The 17107-nt window shown below is 43.6% G+C and carries 11 protein-coding genes and 1 pseudogene; 4 read left to right on the forward strand and 8 right to left on the reverse strand.

Features of this window, described 5'->3' with window-relative positions:
- Complete coding sequence (locus tag FTD44_RS04920) at positions 1-1155, forward strand: 3-hydroxyacyl-CoA dehydrogenase NAD-binding domain-containing protein (protein ID WP_222165436.1); 1155 nt, start codon at positions 1-3, stop codon at positions 1153-1155.
- Positions 1156-1264: 109 nt separating this feature from the next.
- On the opposite strand, the gene FTD44_RS04925 is transcribed toward FTD44_RS04920, so the two are convergent.
- Positions 1265-1522 (reverse strand): DUF2795 domain-containing protein, encoded by a 258-nt coding sequence (locus FTD44_RS04925; protein WP_394369725.1) that lies wholly within the window; start codon positions 1520-1522, stop codon positions 1265-1267.
- Between the two features lie 147 nt (positions 1523-1669).
- On the opposite strand from FTD44_RS04925, the gene FTD44_RS04930 reads away from it, so the two are divergent.
- The gene (locus FTD44_RS04930; RefSeq protein WP_222165437.1) at positions 1670-2362 is read left to right on the forward strand and encodes an ABC transporter ATP-binding protein; all 693 of its coding nucleotides are present in this window, start codon (positions 1670-1672) and stop codon (positions 2360-2362) included.
- On the opposite strand, the gene FTD44_RS04935 is transcribed toward FTD44_RS04930, so the two are convergent.
- Both FTD44_RS04935 and FTD44_RS04940 read right to left on the reverse strand, forming a co-directional pair.
- On the reverse strand, positions 2349-3377 hold the full coding sequence (locus FTD44_RS04935; protein WP_222165438.1) for a GHMP family kinase ATP-binding protein: 1029 nt from the start codon (positions 3375-3377) through the stop codon (positions 2349-2351). The two genes, FTD44_RS04930 and FTD44_RS04935, sit on opposite strands and share 14 nt — an antisense overlap.
- Positions 3378-3476: 99 nt before the next feature.
- Entirely contained in the window at positions 3477-3956 is a 480-nt protein-coding gene (locus FTD44_RS04940; protein WP_222165439.1) for a hypothetical protein, read from the reverse strand.
- 139 nt (positions 3957-4095) lie between these two features.
- Here FTD44_RS04940 and FTD44_RS04945 point away from each other — a divergent pair, with 139 nt between their 5' ends.
- Both FTD44_RS04945 and FTD44_RS04950 read left to right on the forward strand, forming a co-directional pair.
- Positions 4096-4680, forward strand: a complete 585-nt coding sequence (locus FTD44_RS04945; RefSeq protein WP_222165440.1) for an RNA polymerase sigma factor — start codon at positions 4096-4098, stop codon at positions 4678-4680.
- 11 nt (positions 4681-4691) lie between these two features.
- The gene (locus tag FTD44_RS04950) at positions 4692-5789 is read left to right on the forward strand and encodes a S1C family serine protease (RefSeq protein ID WP_129019966.1); all 1098 of its coding nucleotides are present in this window, start codon (positions 4692-4694) and stop codon (positions 5787-5789) included.
- A 3-nt stretch (positions 5790-5792) separates the two neighbouring features.
- Here FTD44_RS04950 and FTD44_RS04955 read toward each other — a convergent pair whose 3' ends face one another.
- From FTD44_RS04955 to FTD44_RS04975, 5 genes and pseudogenes are all read right to left on the reverse strand, one after another.
- Complete coding sequence (locus FTD44_RS04955) at positions 5793-6125, reverse strand: hypothetical protein (RefSeq protein WP_222165441.1); 333 nt, start codon at positions 6123-6125, stop codon at positions 5793-5795.
- A gap of 9 nt (positions 6126-6134) precedes the next feature.
- Entirely contained in the window at positions 6135-13613 is a 7479-nt protein-coding gene (gene sov / locus FTD44_RS04960) for a T9SS outer membrane translocon Sov/SprA (protein ID WP_222165442.1), read from the reverse strand.
- Between the two features lie 36 nt (positions 13614-13649).
- Entirely contained in the window at positions 13650-14237 is a 588-nt protein-coding gene (gene ruvA, locus FTD44_RS04965) for a Holliday junction branch migration protein RuvA (protein WP_129019969.1), read from the reverse strand.
- 104 nt (positions 14238-14341) lie between these two features.
- Positions 14342-15193, reverse strand: a complete 852-nt coding sequence (locus FTD44_RS04970; protein WP_222165443.1) for a hypothetical protein — start codon at positions 15191-15193, stop codon at positions 14342-14344.
- Between the two features lie 284 nt (positions 15194-15477).
- Positions 15478-16983, reverse strand: a pseudogene (locus tag FTD44_RS04975) (malate:quinone oxidoreductase); the annotation flags it as partial.
- Positions 16984-17107: the final 124 nt, after the last annotated feature.

The following is a 17107-nucleotide window of genomic DNA, read 5'->3' on the forward strand; positions in this document are numbered from 1 at the left end:
ATGATGAATATTGGAATCGTCGGTTGCGGAGCCATGGGTAATGGTATTGCCCAGGTAGCTGCAATGGCCGGACATACAGTTGTGGTTTATGATAACAATGCTGCGGCATTGGACAAAGCCAGACAATCGACAGAAAAAACACTGCAAAAGCTTGCAGAGAAAGGTAAGATAACTGATGCACAGGCTTTGCTGGCTCAGTATACTTATTCCAGCGATCTGGCTGCACTCAAAGACAGTGGCCTGATCATTGAAGCAATCATTGAAAACCTGGATATAAAGAAGGCTGTATTTGCTCAGCTGGAAGCACTGGTACAGGATAGCTGTATCCTGGCATCCAACACTTCTTCCCTTTCTATTGCCTCTATTGCAGCGGCTTGTACAAAATCGGAAAGGGTGATTGGTATCCACTTCTTTAATCCTGCGCCGGTAATGGCCCTGGTAGAAATCATTCCTGCTATACAGACCCGCGAAGGCCTGGCTGATGAGATCAAAGAGCTGATGCTGCAATGGAAGAAAGTACCGGTGCTGACCAAAGATACTCCGGGCTTTATTGTGAATCGCGTAGCGCGTCCTTTTTATGGAGAGGCGATCCGCATCATGGAAGAAGGACTGGCGACCAAAGAAGATATTGATCTGGCGATGACGCAGGCAGGTGGTTTTAAAATGGGACCATTCATGCTGACTGATTATATTGGTCATGATGTAAACTACATTGTTACAGAAACGGTATTTCAGTCATTCTATTACGATCCTAAATACCGTCCGGCATTTGCACAAAAACGCCTGCTGGAAGCGGGCTGGCTGGGTCGTAAATCGGGTAAAGGTTTTTATAATTACGAACAGGGAGAACCTGCTTTGACTACTGCTTTGTCTGAAAAAGAACAAAAAGCTATTGTAGAGCGCGTTGTATTTATGCTGATCAATGAAGCGGTGGAAGCTCTATACCTGAACATTGCTACAGCTGCAGACCTGGATCTGGCGATGACCAAAGGGGTAAACTACCCTAAAGGTTTGCTGCAATGGTGCGATGAGCTGGGTGCAGATTACGTTCTGGCGGGATTAGATGCCTTGTATCATACCTACCATGATGACCGTTATCGTGCAAGTGCTTTATTAAGAAAATATGGCTCGGAGAAAAGAAAATTCTTCAATTAAATACATTGAATAAAAAGCGCCGCTACAATATTGTAGCGGCGCTTTTTCATGTCAGATGATGACATAAAAAAAGAAGGCTCATCAAGAGCCTTCCTGAAAAAAGTCTTCCTTAATATTCTTCTTCATTAAAAAAGAAGTCATCCTGGGTTGGGTAATCAGGCCAGATATCTTCTACTCCTTCGTAAAGTTCACCTTCATCTTCTAACTCCTGAAGGTTCTCTACTACTTCCAGAGGGGCTCCAGAACGGATTGCGTAGTCAATTAATTCGTCTTTTGTAGCAGGCCATGGTGCATCTTCTAAATGTGATGCTAATTCTAAAGTCCAAAACATATTATAATTATTTTCTTGTAGTTTTAATTTCGGCAAATGTAAGATATAGTTGATAAAAAAATGCAAGTTTTTTATCGGGAAATATTAAATTTTAGTTATAAAGCAAAACCCTTGCCAGGAGGGCAAATCGGGATAATAGTATTACATTTACACTCCTTAATAATCACCTTTTTATTCTGAATTATGTTATTACAGGCTCAGCATTTATCTAAAAGCTATGGAACGCTGGAAGTATTGAAGGATGTTTCGCTCTCTATTGAGAAGGGAACATTTGTGGCTATAGTTGGTCCATCCGGTGCGGGCAAAAGTACACTGCTGCATATCCTGGGCCTGCTGGACAATCCGGGTACAGGCTCTGTATCTATACTGAATACGCCTTTAGAGCGCATGCCTTCCCGTAAGCAAGCGGCTTTTCGTAATAAGAATATTGGTTTTGTATTTCAGTCTCATCATTTACTTCCGGAATTTACAGCCCTGGAAAATGTAAGTATGCCTTTATGGATAAATGGCATGGCAAAGGAAAAAGCAATGGAAGAAGCCCGTATTGCATTGCAGCAAGTGGGCCTTTCGGAAAGGGTAGATCATAAGCCCAGTGCGCTTTCCGGCGGGGAACAACAAAGAGTGGCTATCGCACGAGCCATTGTACAGAAACCTGCAGTGATCTTTGCAGATGAGCCTACGGGCAACCTGGATACGGCTACTGCGGCAGCGATTAACCAGTTATTCCTGGACCTTAAGGCACGCTACCAGCTTACCTTTGTCGTGGTTACACACAATGAGCAACTGGCTGCACTGGCAGATCGTATACTGACGATGAAAGATGGACGCATTATCGCGGATAGTCTGGATACTGCACTGAAAACTACTTTGAATTAGTCCAGGTAAAGAGTCCGTTCTTTACAAACTGATAGGGATAAAATTGTCCTTTGAACCGCTCCAGTGCTTTTTGCACCGCATACTTGCTATTGCCCGGACAATAGAACACCATAAAGCCACCACCTCCGGCTCCGCTGATTTTACCTCCGGTAGCCCCGGCATCCAGTGCCGTTGCATAGATCTCATCTATGAGCGGGTTAGAAATGTCTTTAGCGGTTTGTTTCTTATGCTCAAACCCGAAATGCAGTATCTCCCCTATCGCATCAATATTCCCGATAAGCAGGGCTTCTTTCATCATTATAGATTGCTCTTTCAGATGAGACATGGCTTCGATGGAGTCTGCTCTGCGCTCTGCAATATTTTTGCTTTGTGCGTCAATAATTTTCGCGGACACGCGGCTGGTTGAGGTATAAAACAGTAAGAGATTATTTTCGAGTTCGTGTATATGACTGGAACGCACCCGAAGAGGATTGACTATTACTTTATCGTCAGAAAAGAATTCCATATAATTGAAGCCTCCGAATGTAGCGGCATACTGATCTTGCTTACCACCGGACATTTTAAGGTCTTCTCTTTCGATACTATAGGCCAGGCGGGCAATTTCGTATTCACCCAGCGGCAATTTCAGCCATTCAATAAATGCTCCTAATATCGCAACCACGAGTGTAGAAGAGGTGCCTAAACCAGAACCTGCCGGTACATCGACAGAGGTGGTGAGGCGAAACCCGCTGCTTACCGGTCCGTAAGTCGCTACAATGCGGTTATAAATACCTTTAGCCAGATCTAAATAACCATCAATGGGTAAGGCATCGGCCAGGGAATACTCTTTGTATTCATCCCGGTCTACTGCTTCAATAACAATAGTAGGCTCGTCGATGGGTTCTATAGAAGCATAGGCATAAAGGGAGATGGTTGTATTTAATATAGCACCTCCATAGAGATCACTATACGGACTTACATCGGTTCCACCACCGGCCAGGCCTATACGCAAGGGAGCTTTGCTTCTATATAACATGTGAACGCTTACAAATTTTGAGCCACAAATATATATATAAAAAACAAGTCGCTTCCAGGAGGAAGCGACCTTTTGTTTGTTTTTAGCTTTTTAACTAAATTATTTTGCAGCTTTAGCAGCTTCAGCAGCTTTTTCAGCACCAGCTTTAACTTCGTGAGCAGCTTCTTTAGTTGCGTTAGCAGCAGCTTCAGTAGTTGCAGCAGCAGCGTTAGCAGCGTTAGTACCAGCAGCTTCAGTTGTAGCAGCAGCAGCGTTAGCAGTTGCAGCAGCAGCAGAATCTACAGTAGTTGCAGCAGCTTCAGTAGCAGCAGCAGCTTGCTCAGTAGCAGCAGCAGCTGAATCAGCAGTTGCAGTAGCGTCAGTGTTAGCTTCGTTGTTACCGCAAGATGCAGCGAATAAACCCATAGCGATAGCGAAAACGCCTAATTTTAATGATTTCATTTGTTTGTTTTTTAAAATTTTAAAATTGTGATTTTGAATATTAATGCGCAAAAGTAAAAAAGGTAACCCAACTTTCGAAAAATTTTTAAAAATATTTTTTGAACGGCTTTTTGGGTTACTTTTTGGCAATTTCAGCATTAAGTAAATGAATAGTATTAGTTAACTTAGCATACGTTTAAACAGGCCTGTACATGTTCCTGAATAGCCAAAAGGTAATTAGTATATATTCTAACATAGGCGGGAAGGCATCATTTACAGAATAAAAGAACAATTGCTGGTGAGTAAAACAAGTATTTATAGTGATAGCGAACTGATAGAAGGATTATCCCGCAACAACAGCCAGGCTATCCGGGAAATATACCGTTTGTATCAGTCTATGCTGACCAAATGGATCGTGACCAGGGGCGGTGCTGAAAATGATGCATATGATATCTTCCAGGAAGGATTGATGGTATTATATGAAAAGGCGCAAAAACCGGAATTTGCCCTTACCTGTAAATTAAGTACTTATTTATTTGCAGTATGTAAGCGGCTCTGGTTTAAAAAACTGGAAGCTTCCAGCCAGGTGTCTTTTCTGCAGGAGATAGAAGATGAGGATGATAATGATATGGAGGCGCAGTACCACGACGATGTGTCCCACCACCTGGAGAAAGAGGTCAACTTCCAGCTACTGGAAAATGCAATGAGCCAGTTAGGTGAGCCTTGTAACGGACTGCTGAAGGCCTTCTACCTGGAGGAAAAGAACATGCAGGATATAGCAAAGCAATTTGGCTATACTAATGCAGAAAATGCCAAAACACAGAAGTACAAATGCCTGAACCGGCTGAAAAAACTATTTTTTTCGTCTAGAAAGACAACATAATATTTAAGAAGATGATTCATTTATTAAACATAGAAGAGTGGGCTGAGCGATATAAGGACGGAGATCTCAGTACAGCAGAGATCAAAGCACTGCATACTGCTCTGGATGAGGATAAGGTGTTAAATGCATCTTTTCAGCAGGCGCTGCAATTGCAGGTACTGCTGTCAGAAAAGAAATCGGCTGCTGCCATCCGTGAAAGCCTGAAACGTGCAGCTGCGGAACATAAAAAACTGGCTGCCGGTACTCCGGCTCCGGCTATGCAGATAAAAACATCGTTTTCTGCACGCTTACGCCGCTACTGGAAGCCTTTGTCTGCCGCTGCAGTCATTGCGCTGTTCTCCTCTCTGCTGACATATACCTTTACGAGAGATAACCGCCAGGATCAAAACCAATATACTCAATTACAGAAAGATATCGCTTCTCTGAAACATTCTCAGAACCAGATTATCAGCAATATGAACAAAAAAGGTAGCGGTACCCATATCGACTACCCGGGAGATTACAGCGGTTCCGGCTTTGCCATTACCAATGACGGACTGGTTGCGACCAATTATCACGTTGTGGAAGGTGCGGACTCTGTTTTTGTACAGTTGAATGATGGGAGTTATTACAGAGCCAATATCCTGACTGCCAATCCGCAATCTGATCTGGCTATCCTGAAAATTACGGATAAAGATTTTGTGTTCGGTAAAGCATTACCTTATATGATCTCTAAAAATCCTTCTGCTTTAGGTCAAAAGATCTTCAGTATCGGCTATCCTCAGGACAATGTAGTGTATAACGAAGGTTATATCAGCAGTGAGCACGGCTATAACGGAGATACAGCATCTTATCAGCTGGAGATTACGGCTAATCCGGGCCAGAGTGGTGCCCCTATCCTGGATAACAACGGGAATATAGTAGGTATCATCACCGGTAAGAAAACCAATACCAATGGTACAACCTATGCGGTGCATGCCAATGAATTGCTGGCGATGATCAATAACCTGAACAACCTGACCAAGGATCAGAAGATCAACCTGAATACCAAAAATCGCTTAAGCAGCAGCAGACCAGACCAGATCAAGGTACTGAGAGATTATGTCTGCGCCGTGAGGGTCTACAAATAATGATTACCAGGCCAGATCATCGTCCGGCTTAGGTGTCTTGAAATTTTTACGGGAATCCATTTTTTCCAGTTGCCGCTCTACAATAAGGGCGGCAATTTTTTGTGCTATATTTTCATGGCCAAAGGCTTCTTTAATCCTTTCTTCCGCGACATCAAGCCGGTACAGTTTTGAAAAAAGCTCCTCTGTATTATGATCCAGCATATACTGCACTTTACCTGACAACATATTGATGAAGTCCTCCAAAGTAATTTCCGGGATGCGCTCTAAATCGAATGCGTCCAATATCAGTTTATTGGACGCATACCATTGTTCATTATTTTGTTGTTCCTGATTCATATTGTGCCCCTATTGGCCTGCAAAAGTAAAGGTCAGTTTCAGGCCGCCTTTTGTACTGCTAAGCGGGAAGGAGGTATTCACATAAGGTTTGCTTTGTCTCCTGTCGAAATAAAACTGCAGTTGCAGGTTATCATTAATGATATAATCTATCGTAGGTGTGATACCGATTACGTTCTGTCCCATTGTTGCACGGTTTTCATTTTGTGCCATATAGGTATTGGAGGTAAGGTCATCACGGTACGAGAAGTCAAACTTAATATTCAGATCATTCTTCAGGCGTTTGGTTCCGAAAAAGCTGAATGGCAATACCAGGCCGCGAATACGATATCCTAATCCGACAATCCATTCGGTAGAGCGGGTTTCGCTTACCTGGTAATCGATCAGGCTCAGGCTCACAATTCGGGAACGGTTATAATCTACTCTTAAAGTAAGGTCATTTTTAAACGCAGCATTAAAGCCCATGAGTGGTCCGAATGTTTCGGTAATGGTCATATTCGGCACCTGGAAGAATGGTACGTAGTTATTGGAATTGGAATCAATAAATGATGGGAAACCTACGCCCAGCAAATCTCTGTAGTACAGGGAATTTGCAAAAGAGTTCATCATCATTTTACCGGTATAGGAATGGTTCAGCGTGAAGGTGTTTAATATATCGCTCAGAGGCGCAACATTAGACAGCCCGGTATAAGTCAGTTTCCAGTTCGGCATAGGGAAATAGAAACGGAACGGATTGCTCTTCACATTATTATAATCATATACCAGCAATGGTACTGCTCTCGGATCTCTTCCTGAATAGGCCGCAATAAATGCCGGTATAAGTACATCCTGGGCAAAGCCGGTATACCCTTTGGTATAGTTAGGATTATTAGGATCTGCTGTACCGTTTGTGTATGGATTCACATTGCCCAGTCGCTGAGAAATGATCTCGCGGTTGGCCATAAAATCACGATAGGTACTGGAGAGTTCACCTGCTTTTCCATTCTGGAATAAGGTTTTCACCCCGATATAGGAAACGTTGAACGAACCGGTATAATAAGGATTAAGGCGCTCATATTCTCCGCTCGCATCATTAAATTTATTAATCTCAGACTGATTGCGGGTAAAGTTGCTGGACCAGTTCAGATCGATACGCAGATCCGGTACAGGCTCCAGTGCTGCACGCAGGCTATACGATTGAGTATACATCTGCTGATACATACCATTGAACAAACTATCTGATGACAGGTTTCCTTTACGCATTTGCTCATCCAGCCAGTATCTTGAAGGCTGATATCCGAATGCAAAATCCAGTCCGTTGGCATTATTGCGCATATTGGCACCCAGATAGTTTGTACTGTCCATATAACCTGGCAGTATGGTACCCATGTTCTCGGTATAGTCAAAATTGACGCGTTTCAGCATAGTGGCCAGTCGCACAAAGAATTTCTCGCCATTGCTTACTTCCGGCAGGATGTTTTGTTTCGCTTTACGCCATGTAACCATCGCCTGTCTGTATCGCTGACGTTCTGCTTTACGCATTTTCTTCAGCTCTTGTCCAACTTGGGCCAGGCTCATGCTATCACTTCCTTTTACATCTTTTGCGGTAAAGGTTTTCCTTTCCGGTTTAGGTGGGATGCGGCTTGTTTTCTTCTCTTTCTCATCTTTCTCCTGCTGTCCATCTTTAGGTAATTTACCTCCTGGTCCTCCGGTAGGAGAGAAACGCTCCATGGAGCCTGCAGAACTAACGCTGTTTTTATCTTTATCCTTAAAGGCATTGGTCTTTGCATTTTTCAGCACACCGTTAGTCGGACGGTTAATGGCTTTCAGGTATCGGTTTTTATTATACAGCTGACTGAAGTTCAGTTCTCCGGTTATTTGTTTCAGCTGGGTATTGGTGATCACATTACCCTGACTGCGTGCGAGCAGTGATGCTGCTGTCCAGTCATAGGTAGCATTATACACAACATTCGCAGTAGTCCAGTCCAGGAACGGGAACTTCTTGGTCGGAATGGTATAGGTTACATCGAACTTCTGGCTGAAATAAGTGTTACGACCAAAGTCCAGCAGCCTGTCATAAAGACTATCTCTTTTGGATGCTGTATTGATTCTGCCATATGGCTCATCAATACGCGAGATATTAGTTGCCTGGTAATTTACAGACAGCGAACGGGTTAGATCCCATTGCATATTGTAATTACGATTCCAGACAAAGTTTTTATAATAATATGCCGGCATTTCATAACCAGCCGCATCTACGTCTCTCAGGATCGTCTCGGTGAAGGTACGTTCCAGGTTGTTGCGGAAAGAGAATGTCTTTGGCAGGTAATTAATATTAAAGTCCTTGATAAAGGTCAGCCAGGGAGATTTGGATTTGATCCTTTTCTTAAATGGTTCAAACGGTTTAGTGGTTACACTATAGGTATAGCCTAATGCCAGTTTCTGATCGGTATAGTCATTGCCCTGAATCAGAGAATTACGGCTAAACTGTCGCAGGTATGAGTAGCTCAGATCAAAATTCTGCGCACTCCATGGCATAATCTTTTTCTGTTTAGAAGGATTACCCAAAATACGCATGTTGTTGATGTTAAAGCTGGTAATCGCATTAAAATCCTGCGCTGCCTGTAATACCGCTTTACGCTCCGCGCCGGTCAGTCCACGCATCTTGTCGGTCAGTGTTATGTCCACATCATAAGGGTCATACTCCGGATTGCTCACAGACTGATTATAACCAACAAACACCGGTAATTGCACACCCCAGTTTTTAGGCATGATCTTACCCAGGTTCAGGTTGGCATTACCCTGATACTGGTAATAGTTATCTCTTGAACGGTCATTTACCCTCTGGTCGATACTACCATAACCCTGTGTATGCATGGTACCGGCTACATTGACTGTACCAAAGTCGGCCAGTTGTACATTGACCTGCCCTGATGCCGCATAAGCAGCTTTTTCATCCAGGCCTACATTCCTCAATTCATCGAACCATACTTCGGTACATTTAGGCAGCCCGTCATCGGCTGGTGTTTGCGGAGTCTTTTTCGGATTCAGCACACCCAGCATAATATTTTTCACCTCCCCGATGTTCGGGTTACCGATGATGCGGATCATACGGCCATTACGGTCTGTTCCGTCATACAGATTGGCAACCGGGAAGTTATCTTTATTTCTTTTTGATTTCAGGTCTACAAGATCCTGCAATACAATATGAAGGTTATTCTGCTCCGGCCAAACGGTTTCCGCAGTTTGGGTACCATCAGGACTGGTAATCTTCAGCGGCACCTGGTATTCGTAATAGTTACGTACAAAGTCAGAGCCGATACGGATATAGGCTACCAGGTCACCATCATTTACCGGAGACTGATCGGGAACTGATTCTGCGTGAATGAACATTTTCAGTTCTTTATATTGACGCATGTCTGTTCCTACTTCTTTAAATACGGCACGGGAATCACCATCTTTAAGATTACAGATCTGAACGGAAAGTGATTGCTCATCGGCATTGAACTGCTGACCGGTAGTCGCTACCTGTTGCTGTTTCAGGATGCCAGGAGGCATCACATATCTAACCGGTTTTCTGGAGCTGTTCTGATCTACACTTACAGTCGTGAGACCGAAAGGTGTACCCAGGATATCGTCTTCTGTCAAAGGTTCTCCTGGATTAACCAGAGAGAAATTGTATTTTCTCCAGATACTTCTGTCTAACTGTAATTGTGCAAAACGCATCACCACGCTATCTTCGAAGCCATTCAGGAACATTCTGATGAAACGGATAGAACGGAAATCGCTGATACCACCCACTTTAGCAGAGAATCTCCTGATTGGAATTTTAAACTGATACCAGGTATTATCTGTAATTCTGCCATCTGGCAGTTTAATACCGGTTGCCACTGTTTTATCTACCAGGAATTCGGTAACCCCAACCTGCATGTTCGGTTCTATCTTTACACGATACTGGTAGTAAGCCTCTGTTTCGTTCAGAGAGTTATCTCTGTTGATGTCTTCTGACTCAGGAATAGAACTACCCGCAGTTTCTGTTGCATTGGTTCCGGAAAGAATAGGCGCATTACCGTGAGGGTTATTGAAATAACGATAACGCTGCAGAATTGTTCCATTTGAGGCATCATAACTTCCATCATAAAAATGCTTGAAGTCATCTGATGCAGGGTCCAGTGCTAATTTCTGATACGCAGGTGACGTTTCTCCCAACAGCGTTTTCATCTGGCCCAGGAAAGTATTGAAGAATGTCTGCTCATCTGCATTATCCATTTCATCATATCCCACATCCTGCACTGCTCTCGCACCTTCCTGCTGATCAAATGCACGCACCAGCTGCTGCTGGAATTTAGGCACTTTACCCCATACCGTCTGATCCATTTTAGTAGGATCAACAGGATATGGCACACCGTTTTCAAAAGAAAGACGGGAATCTTTCAGTACATCTTCCGATACATTACCCAGGTTGAAGTAAAGGTAACCACCTCTGCTGTTCTGTTTGTACATATACGGATCCAGTACCCAGAAGGTAATGTACTCTACATTGCTTTGTTCGAAATCACTTTGCTCAATTGCTCTCTGAATACCTCCCCAGCGGGCTGTCGGATTCAGCAGATTACCTGTAGCAGGGTCAACATTAGCAGGATCAAAGTTGTACGGACCACGCACTTTAGGGTTAAAGTTCAGGTCGAAAGTTGATTGTACACTTTGTGTAGTGATCACTGATTTTTTAGGAAATACCTCTGCCTGAGGAATTTGTCTCCAGTAATCCTGCAGGGTGGTATCATTACGCACACTTTGCGGCACGGAGGCTCCGCCACCATTAAGTGTCGGTTCGATATTATACCAGGCCAGGTTAGCCCTGTTATAGCCTATACGCAGATCGTTAGACATGCTGGCTTCAGGAAATAATATATTATTTGCCGGTCCTGTTGCTTCAAATGGAATGCTGGAAAGTGTCCAGTTATTGATCGGGTAGCGCAGGTCATAAGAAGTTGCAGCCCCTTCAAAGTCATCCACGAAAACCGTACCACCTTCATCTCCGGCAATACCGTTGATAAACTTGGAGTGGCCGGGCAGGATACCTGCAACCTCAGCACTGGCTGAGATTAAGGATGGTGCTGAAGTACTGTAGAATGGTAATATTTTGTCCAATGCCCTGGTTAAACCCGGCATTTCGGACTGGTAGTTCATATCCGCACCCAGTACAGTATTCTTAATAGGGTCGTACCCACTGATTACCTTTTGGGTATACGGGCGCTCTGTGAGGCGCATGTACGTTGCCCCCAGGGTAAGTTTATCATTGGCATAATAATCCAGCCGGGTACCCATAAAGTTCTGCATGGTCTGTCCGAAAGCTGCATTGTCTTCATAGGCAATGTTGATCGGCACACCTGAATTCAGGATACCGGTATTCAGGATTTTCACCACACCCATATTATAGTCTACCTGAAAATCGGTGCCTTCCTGTAATTTTTGTCCGCCGGCAGTTACGGTAACAGAGCCTTGCGGAATATTGAATCCATTAAGGCGTATTTCGGCTCCGCCACCTGTACTCTGGTATTCACCCGTAATCAGGAAACGGTTATTTTGCTGCTGTTGTAAGGCAACTGTCTTGGTAGAATCGTACAGAATCTGATACAGGTACTTTTGTTCCAGGTTAGGATCATTGCCCAAAGCGGGTTTCAGATCATTACCAAATGGTTGCAGTACAGGGAATATTACTTTACCCTGTTGTGCATTAATGGTAATCCCATCTACATAATCAAACACCCCATCTGGTCCGGGATCGTTCTGTGCATTGAGGCGATCCAGGTTCAGCAGGCTGATCAATGGTACACCTGCCTGAGGCCCTTCGGGCAGGAAGCGTTTATTACCACCACCCGGATCTTCGTACACTACATTCAGGCGGAATTTATCTTTACTGATATTGATTCCCTGTAAGGCATACACATTCTTCATCATCAGGTTCCAGATCGGCAGCTTTACACGAGCCGAGGTCCCTTTCAGTAATTTAAGGAATATTACTTTCTGCGATGCTGAGTCAGGAGGAAGGTCTTCAGAGAACTCCCCTACCTGGTGTGTTACACCATTATAAGTATAGCGGTATGCTACCCCTACCACATCATCGGGATTGGGTGTGGTATTGATAGAGATATATCCTAACTGAGGTTGAAAAGTGAATTCGTTGGTATTCAGTTTACGTAAGGTAACACGCTGAAACTCTTCTCCTTCTTTTAAGCCCATACTGATCGCTCCTTGCGTAGCCGAACTCTGTGTTCTTACAAGTGGGTTCTGTTGCAGGTTGAGGTATAACGCATTGGCATTATTATCCGGAAGTGCATTTGTAGCTCCGTTGATCAGGCTGGTATTGTAGGGATTAGCCTCGCCAAGATCCATAAAGGTCAGGGCATCCCGGATACCTTGCGTACTTCCGGTACGATTGGTAATCCACACCTCTACTTTAGAAATTACAGCTTGGGAATTAATAATCGGGAAATTGGCCAGTGCCCGGTCATAATTATTATAGAAATGCTGTGCCAGGAGGAAGTGTTTATTTTCCTCATAGTCATATGCTTTTACTTCAAAGTTGGTTGTTTGCGCCCCACCCTTTACGGTCATGCTGCGGCGCTGAGATTTTTGCTGCGATACTACCCCGGTTACCCATAGTTTACCGAACTGGAGTTGTGCTTTGGCTCCAAAAAGGGAAGATACCCCGGATATAAGGCTGCTGCGGAGCGGGAAGCTCACATTACCTAGCTCTATTTTTTTTATGATCTCATCATCCTTACCGGTATACTCCAGCTTACGCATTTCCTGCATATCGCCAAAGTTTGATAAGGTATTGTTGCTGATATTCAGCTTCATTTTATCTCCGATCTTGGCCACCAGCTGCACATTCATCTGCATGTCAAAATCGGGAACGGTGTATTTCTGAGAACGTTTAGGAATATTCGGGTTCCGCAGATTCTGGGAATAAAATCCTGCCAGCACAGTCAGGTTACCCTGTGGTTTAATATCTAATTTGGTATTACCGAACAGGCGGTCAAACACCCCATCTTTGTATAATACAGGAAGATCGGGCTTTTTATCAAACATATTCAATGCAGCCAAACGCTCACTGAAATAGTCATTTTCATCTTTGCGGGTCTGGTATTTATAATACTCATTAAAATCCATTACATATGGATTCTTCACTTCTTCCCCGCCTATTTTTTCTGTAAAGATATATTTGTTGGAATCCGGATCGAAAGTCACTTCCTTTGTCATGTTCTTCGGATCCTGCAGCTCAAAATAATGTCTGCCCGAAGTATCCGGACCGGCATGTTTTTTTTCCGGTATCGGGAACTTCAGGGTATCTCCCGGCATAGCTTCTTCCTGCTCGTCCGTATCAGTCAGCTCATCGGCTGTACTCATAGGGTCAAGGCCACCGGTTGCCACTTGTACCGCCAGCAGACTGACGGCAACAAATGCCAGTATTTTCCCACCAAATGCTATTTTCTTATTCCGCTCCAAATTCGATGCTCAATTATTATACAAGTGTCAATAATATTATAAATTTTTAAGTGCCGTTTTAATCAATGCTTCTACTGAGTGCCCTGCATCCAGCATAGGTTTCGATTTTTTAATGGCGGCCTCTGCCCCGGCTTTCGGGATGCCCAGGCCTAAAAGGGCATTCAATGCTTCCAGTTCTACCACATCATGGCTGCTGGCAGATGGTTCTCCGGCCTCCGGCAGGTCAGCAGCCAGCTTACCTCTTAATTCGAGGATAATCCGCTGTGCTGTTTTGGCTCCTATGCCTTTTACCTTTTCCAGGGCTTTGCTATCACCATTCATGATGATCCTGGACAAATCATTAGCTGTAAGTGAAGAAAGGAGAATTCTCGAGGTTGCGGCCCCGACACCAGATACGCCTAAGAGCTTTTGAAATGCTTCTTTCTCTCTCATGCTGGCAAAGCCATACAGTACCCAGGCGTCTTCTCTTACCTGCAGATGGGTAAAGAGTTTTGCACGCTCCCGGCCCTTTATTTCTTCATAGGTATTTAAAGTAATGTGCACCTCATAGCCCAGTCCGTTAATGTCAACATAAGTCTGCGAGGGGCTTACTTCTACCAGTTTTCCTTCCAAATATCCGATCATGTATCTTATATAAGCTTATATCACTATATCCAAACGAAAAAACGCTGTTAAAAAGTACAGCGTTTCTTAATTATTTCTCAATTCAATACTATATATTCAGTATCTTATCTCCACCAAGGTGAGTTCCTTTTATTGATCTTCCAGAAGAAGTTCAGGGAAATGGTTGAGTACATGTCCTTGTTCTTAGGATCTCCTCTGTACTGACCAGCGTCATGCTTTGTACCAGGAGCTAATTCAAATGACTTATCAGCCATTTTCTTAGCCATGTCAGCTTTCACATTATCGCCCAGATAGGCAATGTCAAAACGAAGTGGATCAATGTACTGTCCGCTAACATCGTCCAGGTAATCTGTAAAGGTATAACGGGTTACATATTCCAGACCCAGACCCAGTCCGCGGCCCATATCTACACGGAATCCGATACCTGCAGGAATGATAATGGAGTATTGGTTATAAGCAACAGGATAGCCTGCCTTATCAAAATTCTGACCTTCGGTATGCAGCGGGCGTAAATCTACCCACTCTTTATAGTCAGTTTCGTAATTCTTTGTATAAGAACCTCTTGGATTGAAGTACATACCACCCACACCCACCATCAGGTAAGGCTGGAATCTTGAATGTGCCATACGGCTGTATTCCCAGTTTGTAAACAATTCCATCGGGCTGATCTCAACCATTAAAGAAGATTCCCAAACAGTGGTCTTTACATCCAGGTTACGGTAATAACGTTGTACATAATCATCCGAAAAAGAGGCAGCACCCTGAGCACCGGACTTATTCCAGACATCATTGGCGTATAAAGTACCGTTAGCAATACTTAAGCGGAAGGACAAACCCGGAAGATGTGTATAACGGCCGTAAATACCACCCATCATTTTCACATTTTTCCAGTAATCTGAATTACCATAGTGATCAATCGGCGATTTAGTACCTACATCCGCCCACATATCAGACATCCCTAAATTTACTCCTAAAGAAAATCCACGCTGATCAATATACTTAATATCGGGTTGTAACCAATCACGTTTTGTTTTCTGTGCGCTAGTTGAATTCACCCACAACAAACCCGTGGCCAAAACACCAATATTAATTGTCCTACGTAATAAATTCCGCATAGTTGGCTATTTATTTTGAGCTATGAAAGTATAATAATTTTGTCAGAATTGAAAGAAAATCCTAAAATTCTTCTAAAAAAGCCTAAATATCTAAATTATATATTTAAAATGCAAACTTTGGCTGATTATATTTCAGCTTTAATATGCAGTAAATCATTGCTGTGCTTCACTATAGCTTCATATAAGGCCGCATCTTTTGTCAGTGAATGACCATAAGAAGGGATCATTTCTTTCATGCGTTCTGCCCAGCCTTTTTTCATTTCGGCAGGGAAACAGCGCTCAATCAGCTGAATCATAATCGGTACTGCAGTCGAAGCACCCGGAGATGCGCCAAGCAATCCGGAAATACTGCCATCGGCAGCAGTAATTACTTCTGTACCAAACTGTAAAACACCACCCTTGTCTTTATCTTTTTTAATCACCTGTACACGCTGACCCGCGATCTCCAGTGCCCAATCTTCAGATTTGGCATTCGGGAAATATTCTCTTAATGCTTCCAGCCTGTCTGCAGGTTTCTGCATTACCTGCTGAATGAGGTATTTTGTCAATGGTACGTTTGCCAGACCGGCTCTTACCATCGGATAGATGTTATTCCCTTTTATAGAGCAGGGCAGATCCCAGAACGAACCTTGTTTCAGGAATTTGGTCGAGAAACCGGCGTACGGTCCAAACAATAACTCTTGTTTACCATTAATAATACGGGTATCAAGGTGCGGAACGGACATTGGAGGTGCTCCAACTGCAGCCTTACCATATACTTTTGCCTTATGACGGGCTATAATCTCGGGATTGGTACAACGAAGCCACTGTCCGCTTACCGGAAAACCGCCGAAGCCTTTTCCTTCCGGTATACCTGATTTCTGAATCAGGGTCAGTGCACGGCCACCCGCGCCTACAAATACAAATTTTGCATTTACGCGGAATGTATTGCCGGTATTGATATCTGCAACTTTAACGTTCCAGCTCTGATCAGCATTACGGGAGAGGTTTTTCACCTCATGATGGTAATGCAGATTTACCGCAGGGTCGTTAGCAATAGAATCGAATAATAAGGTAGATAATTTACCAAAATTCACATCGGTGCCGGTCGCTACTCTTGTCGCAGCTACAGATTCACCCGCATCACGGCCTTCCATGATCAATGGTGCCCATTGCTCGATCTGTGCCTTGTCTTCACTGTATTCCATAGAAGCAAAGGCGTGATGTCCTTTCAGTAAATCAAATCTCTTTTTCAGGTAGGACACATTCTTATCCCCGATAACGAAGCTCATATGTGGCGTTTGGGCCAGGAAAGACTCCGGATCGCTGATCTTACCTTTTTCCAGTAAGTATGCCCAGAACTGTTTTGATAACTCAAACTGTTCATTTATCGCAAAGGCTTTGCTGGCATCCACATCCCCGTTTGCTTTCTCCGGGGTATAGTTCAATTCACACAGGGCCGCATGACCGGTACCCGCATTATTCCACGCATCAGAACTTTCGGCAGCAATTTCTCCCAGTCGTTCATAAATAGCTATAGAGGCATTTGGTTGTAATATCTTTAGCATTGCGCCTAAAGTGGCACTCATGATTCCTGCTCCAATTAGCACAATATCATACGAAGCATCGCTTCCGGAATGAGACATATCTAAACTTTTAAGTTTCGCAAAGTTAAACCTTGAATGCTAAAAAATCAATATGAAATTTCATAAATTTACATTCGTCGTTAAATAGTAAGGGTGCCCCTGTAGAGGCACCCTTACTATTTAATCATTT

Source organism: Edaphocola aurantiacus, from assembly GCF_019797745.1.
Lineage (GTDB): Bacteria > Bacteroidota > Bacteroidia > Chitinophagales > Chitinophagaceae > Edaphocola > Edaphocola aurantiacus.

What these genes read in the sequence shown, in the direction of transcription:
- FTD44_RS04920 (WP_222165436.1), top strand. Translation starts at nt 1, where the DNA reads ATGATGAATATTGGAATCGTCGGTTGCGGAGCCATGGGTAATGGTATT.
- FTD44_RS04930 (WP_222165437.1), top strand. Translation starts at nt 1,670, where the DNA reads ATGTTATTACAGGCTCAGCATTTATCTAAAAGCTATGGAACGCTGGAA.
- FTD44_RS04935 (WP_222165438.1), bottom strand. Translation starts at nt 3,377, where the DNA reads ATGTTATATAGAAGCAAAGCTCCCTTGCGTATAGGCCTGGCCGGTGGT.
- FTD44_RS04940 (WP_222165439.1), bottom strand. Translation starts at nt 3,956, where the DNA reads ATGCTGAAATTGCCAAAAAGTAACCCAAAAAGCCGTTCAAAAAATATT.
- FTD44_RS04950 (WP_129019966.1), top strand. Translation starts at nt 4,692, where the DNA reads ATGATTCATTTATTAAACATAGAAGAGTGGGCTGAGCGATATAAGGAC.
- FTD44_RS04955 (WP_222165441.1), bottom strand. Translation starts at nt 6,125, where the DNA reads ATGAATCAGGAACAACAAAATAATGAACAATGGTATGCGTCCAATAAA.
- ruvA (WP_129019969.1), bottom strand. Translation starts at nt 14,237, where the DNA reads ATGATCGGATATTTGGAAGGAAAACTGGTAGAAGTAAGCCCCTCGCAG.
- FTD44_RS04970 (WP_222165443.1), bottom strand. Translation starts at nt 15,193, where the DNA reads ATGTCTGATATGTGGGCGGATGTAGGTACTAAATCGCCGATTGATCAC.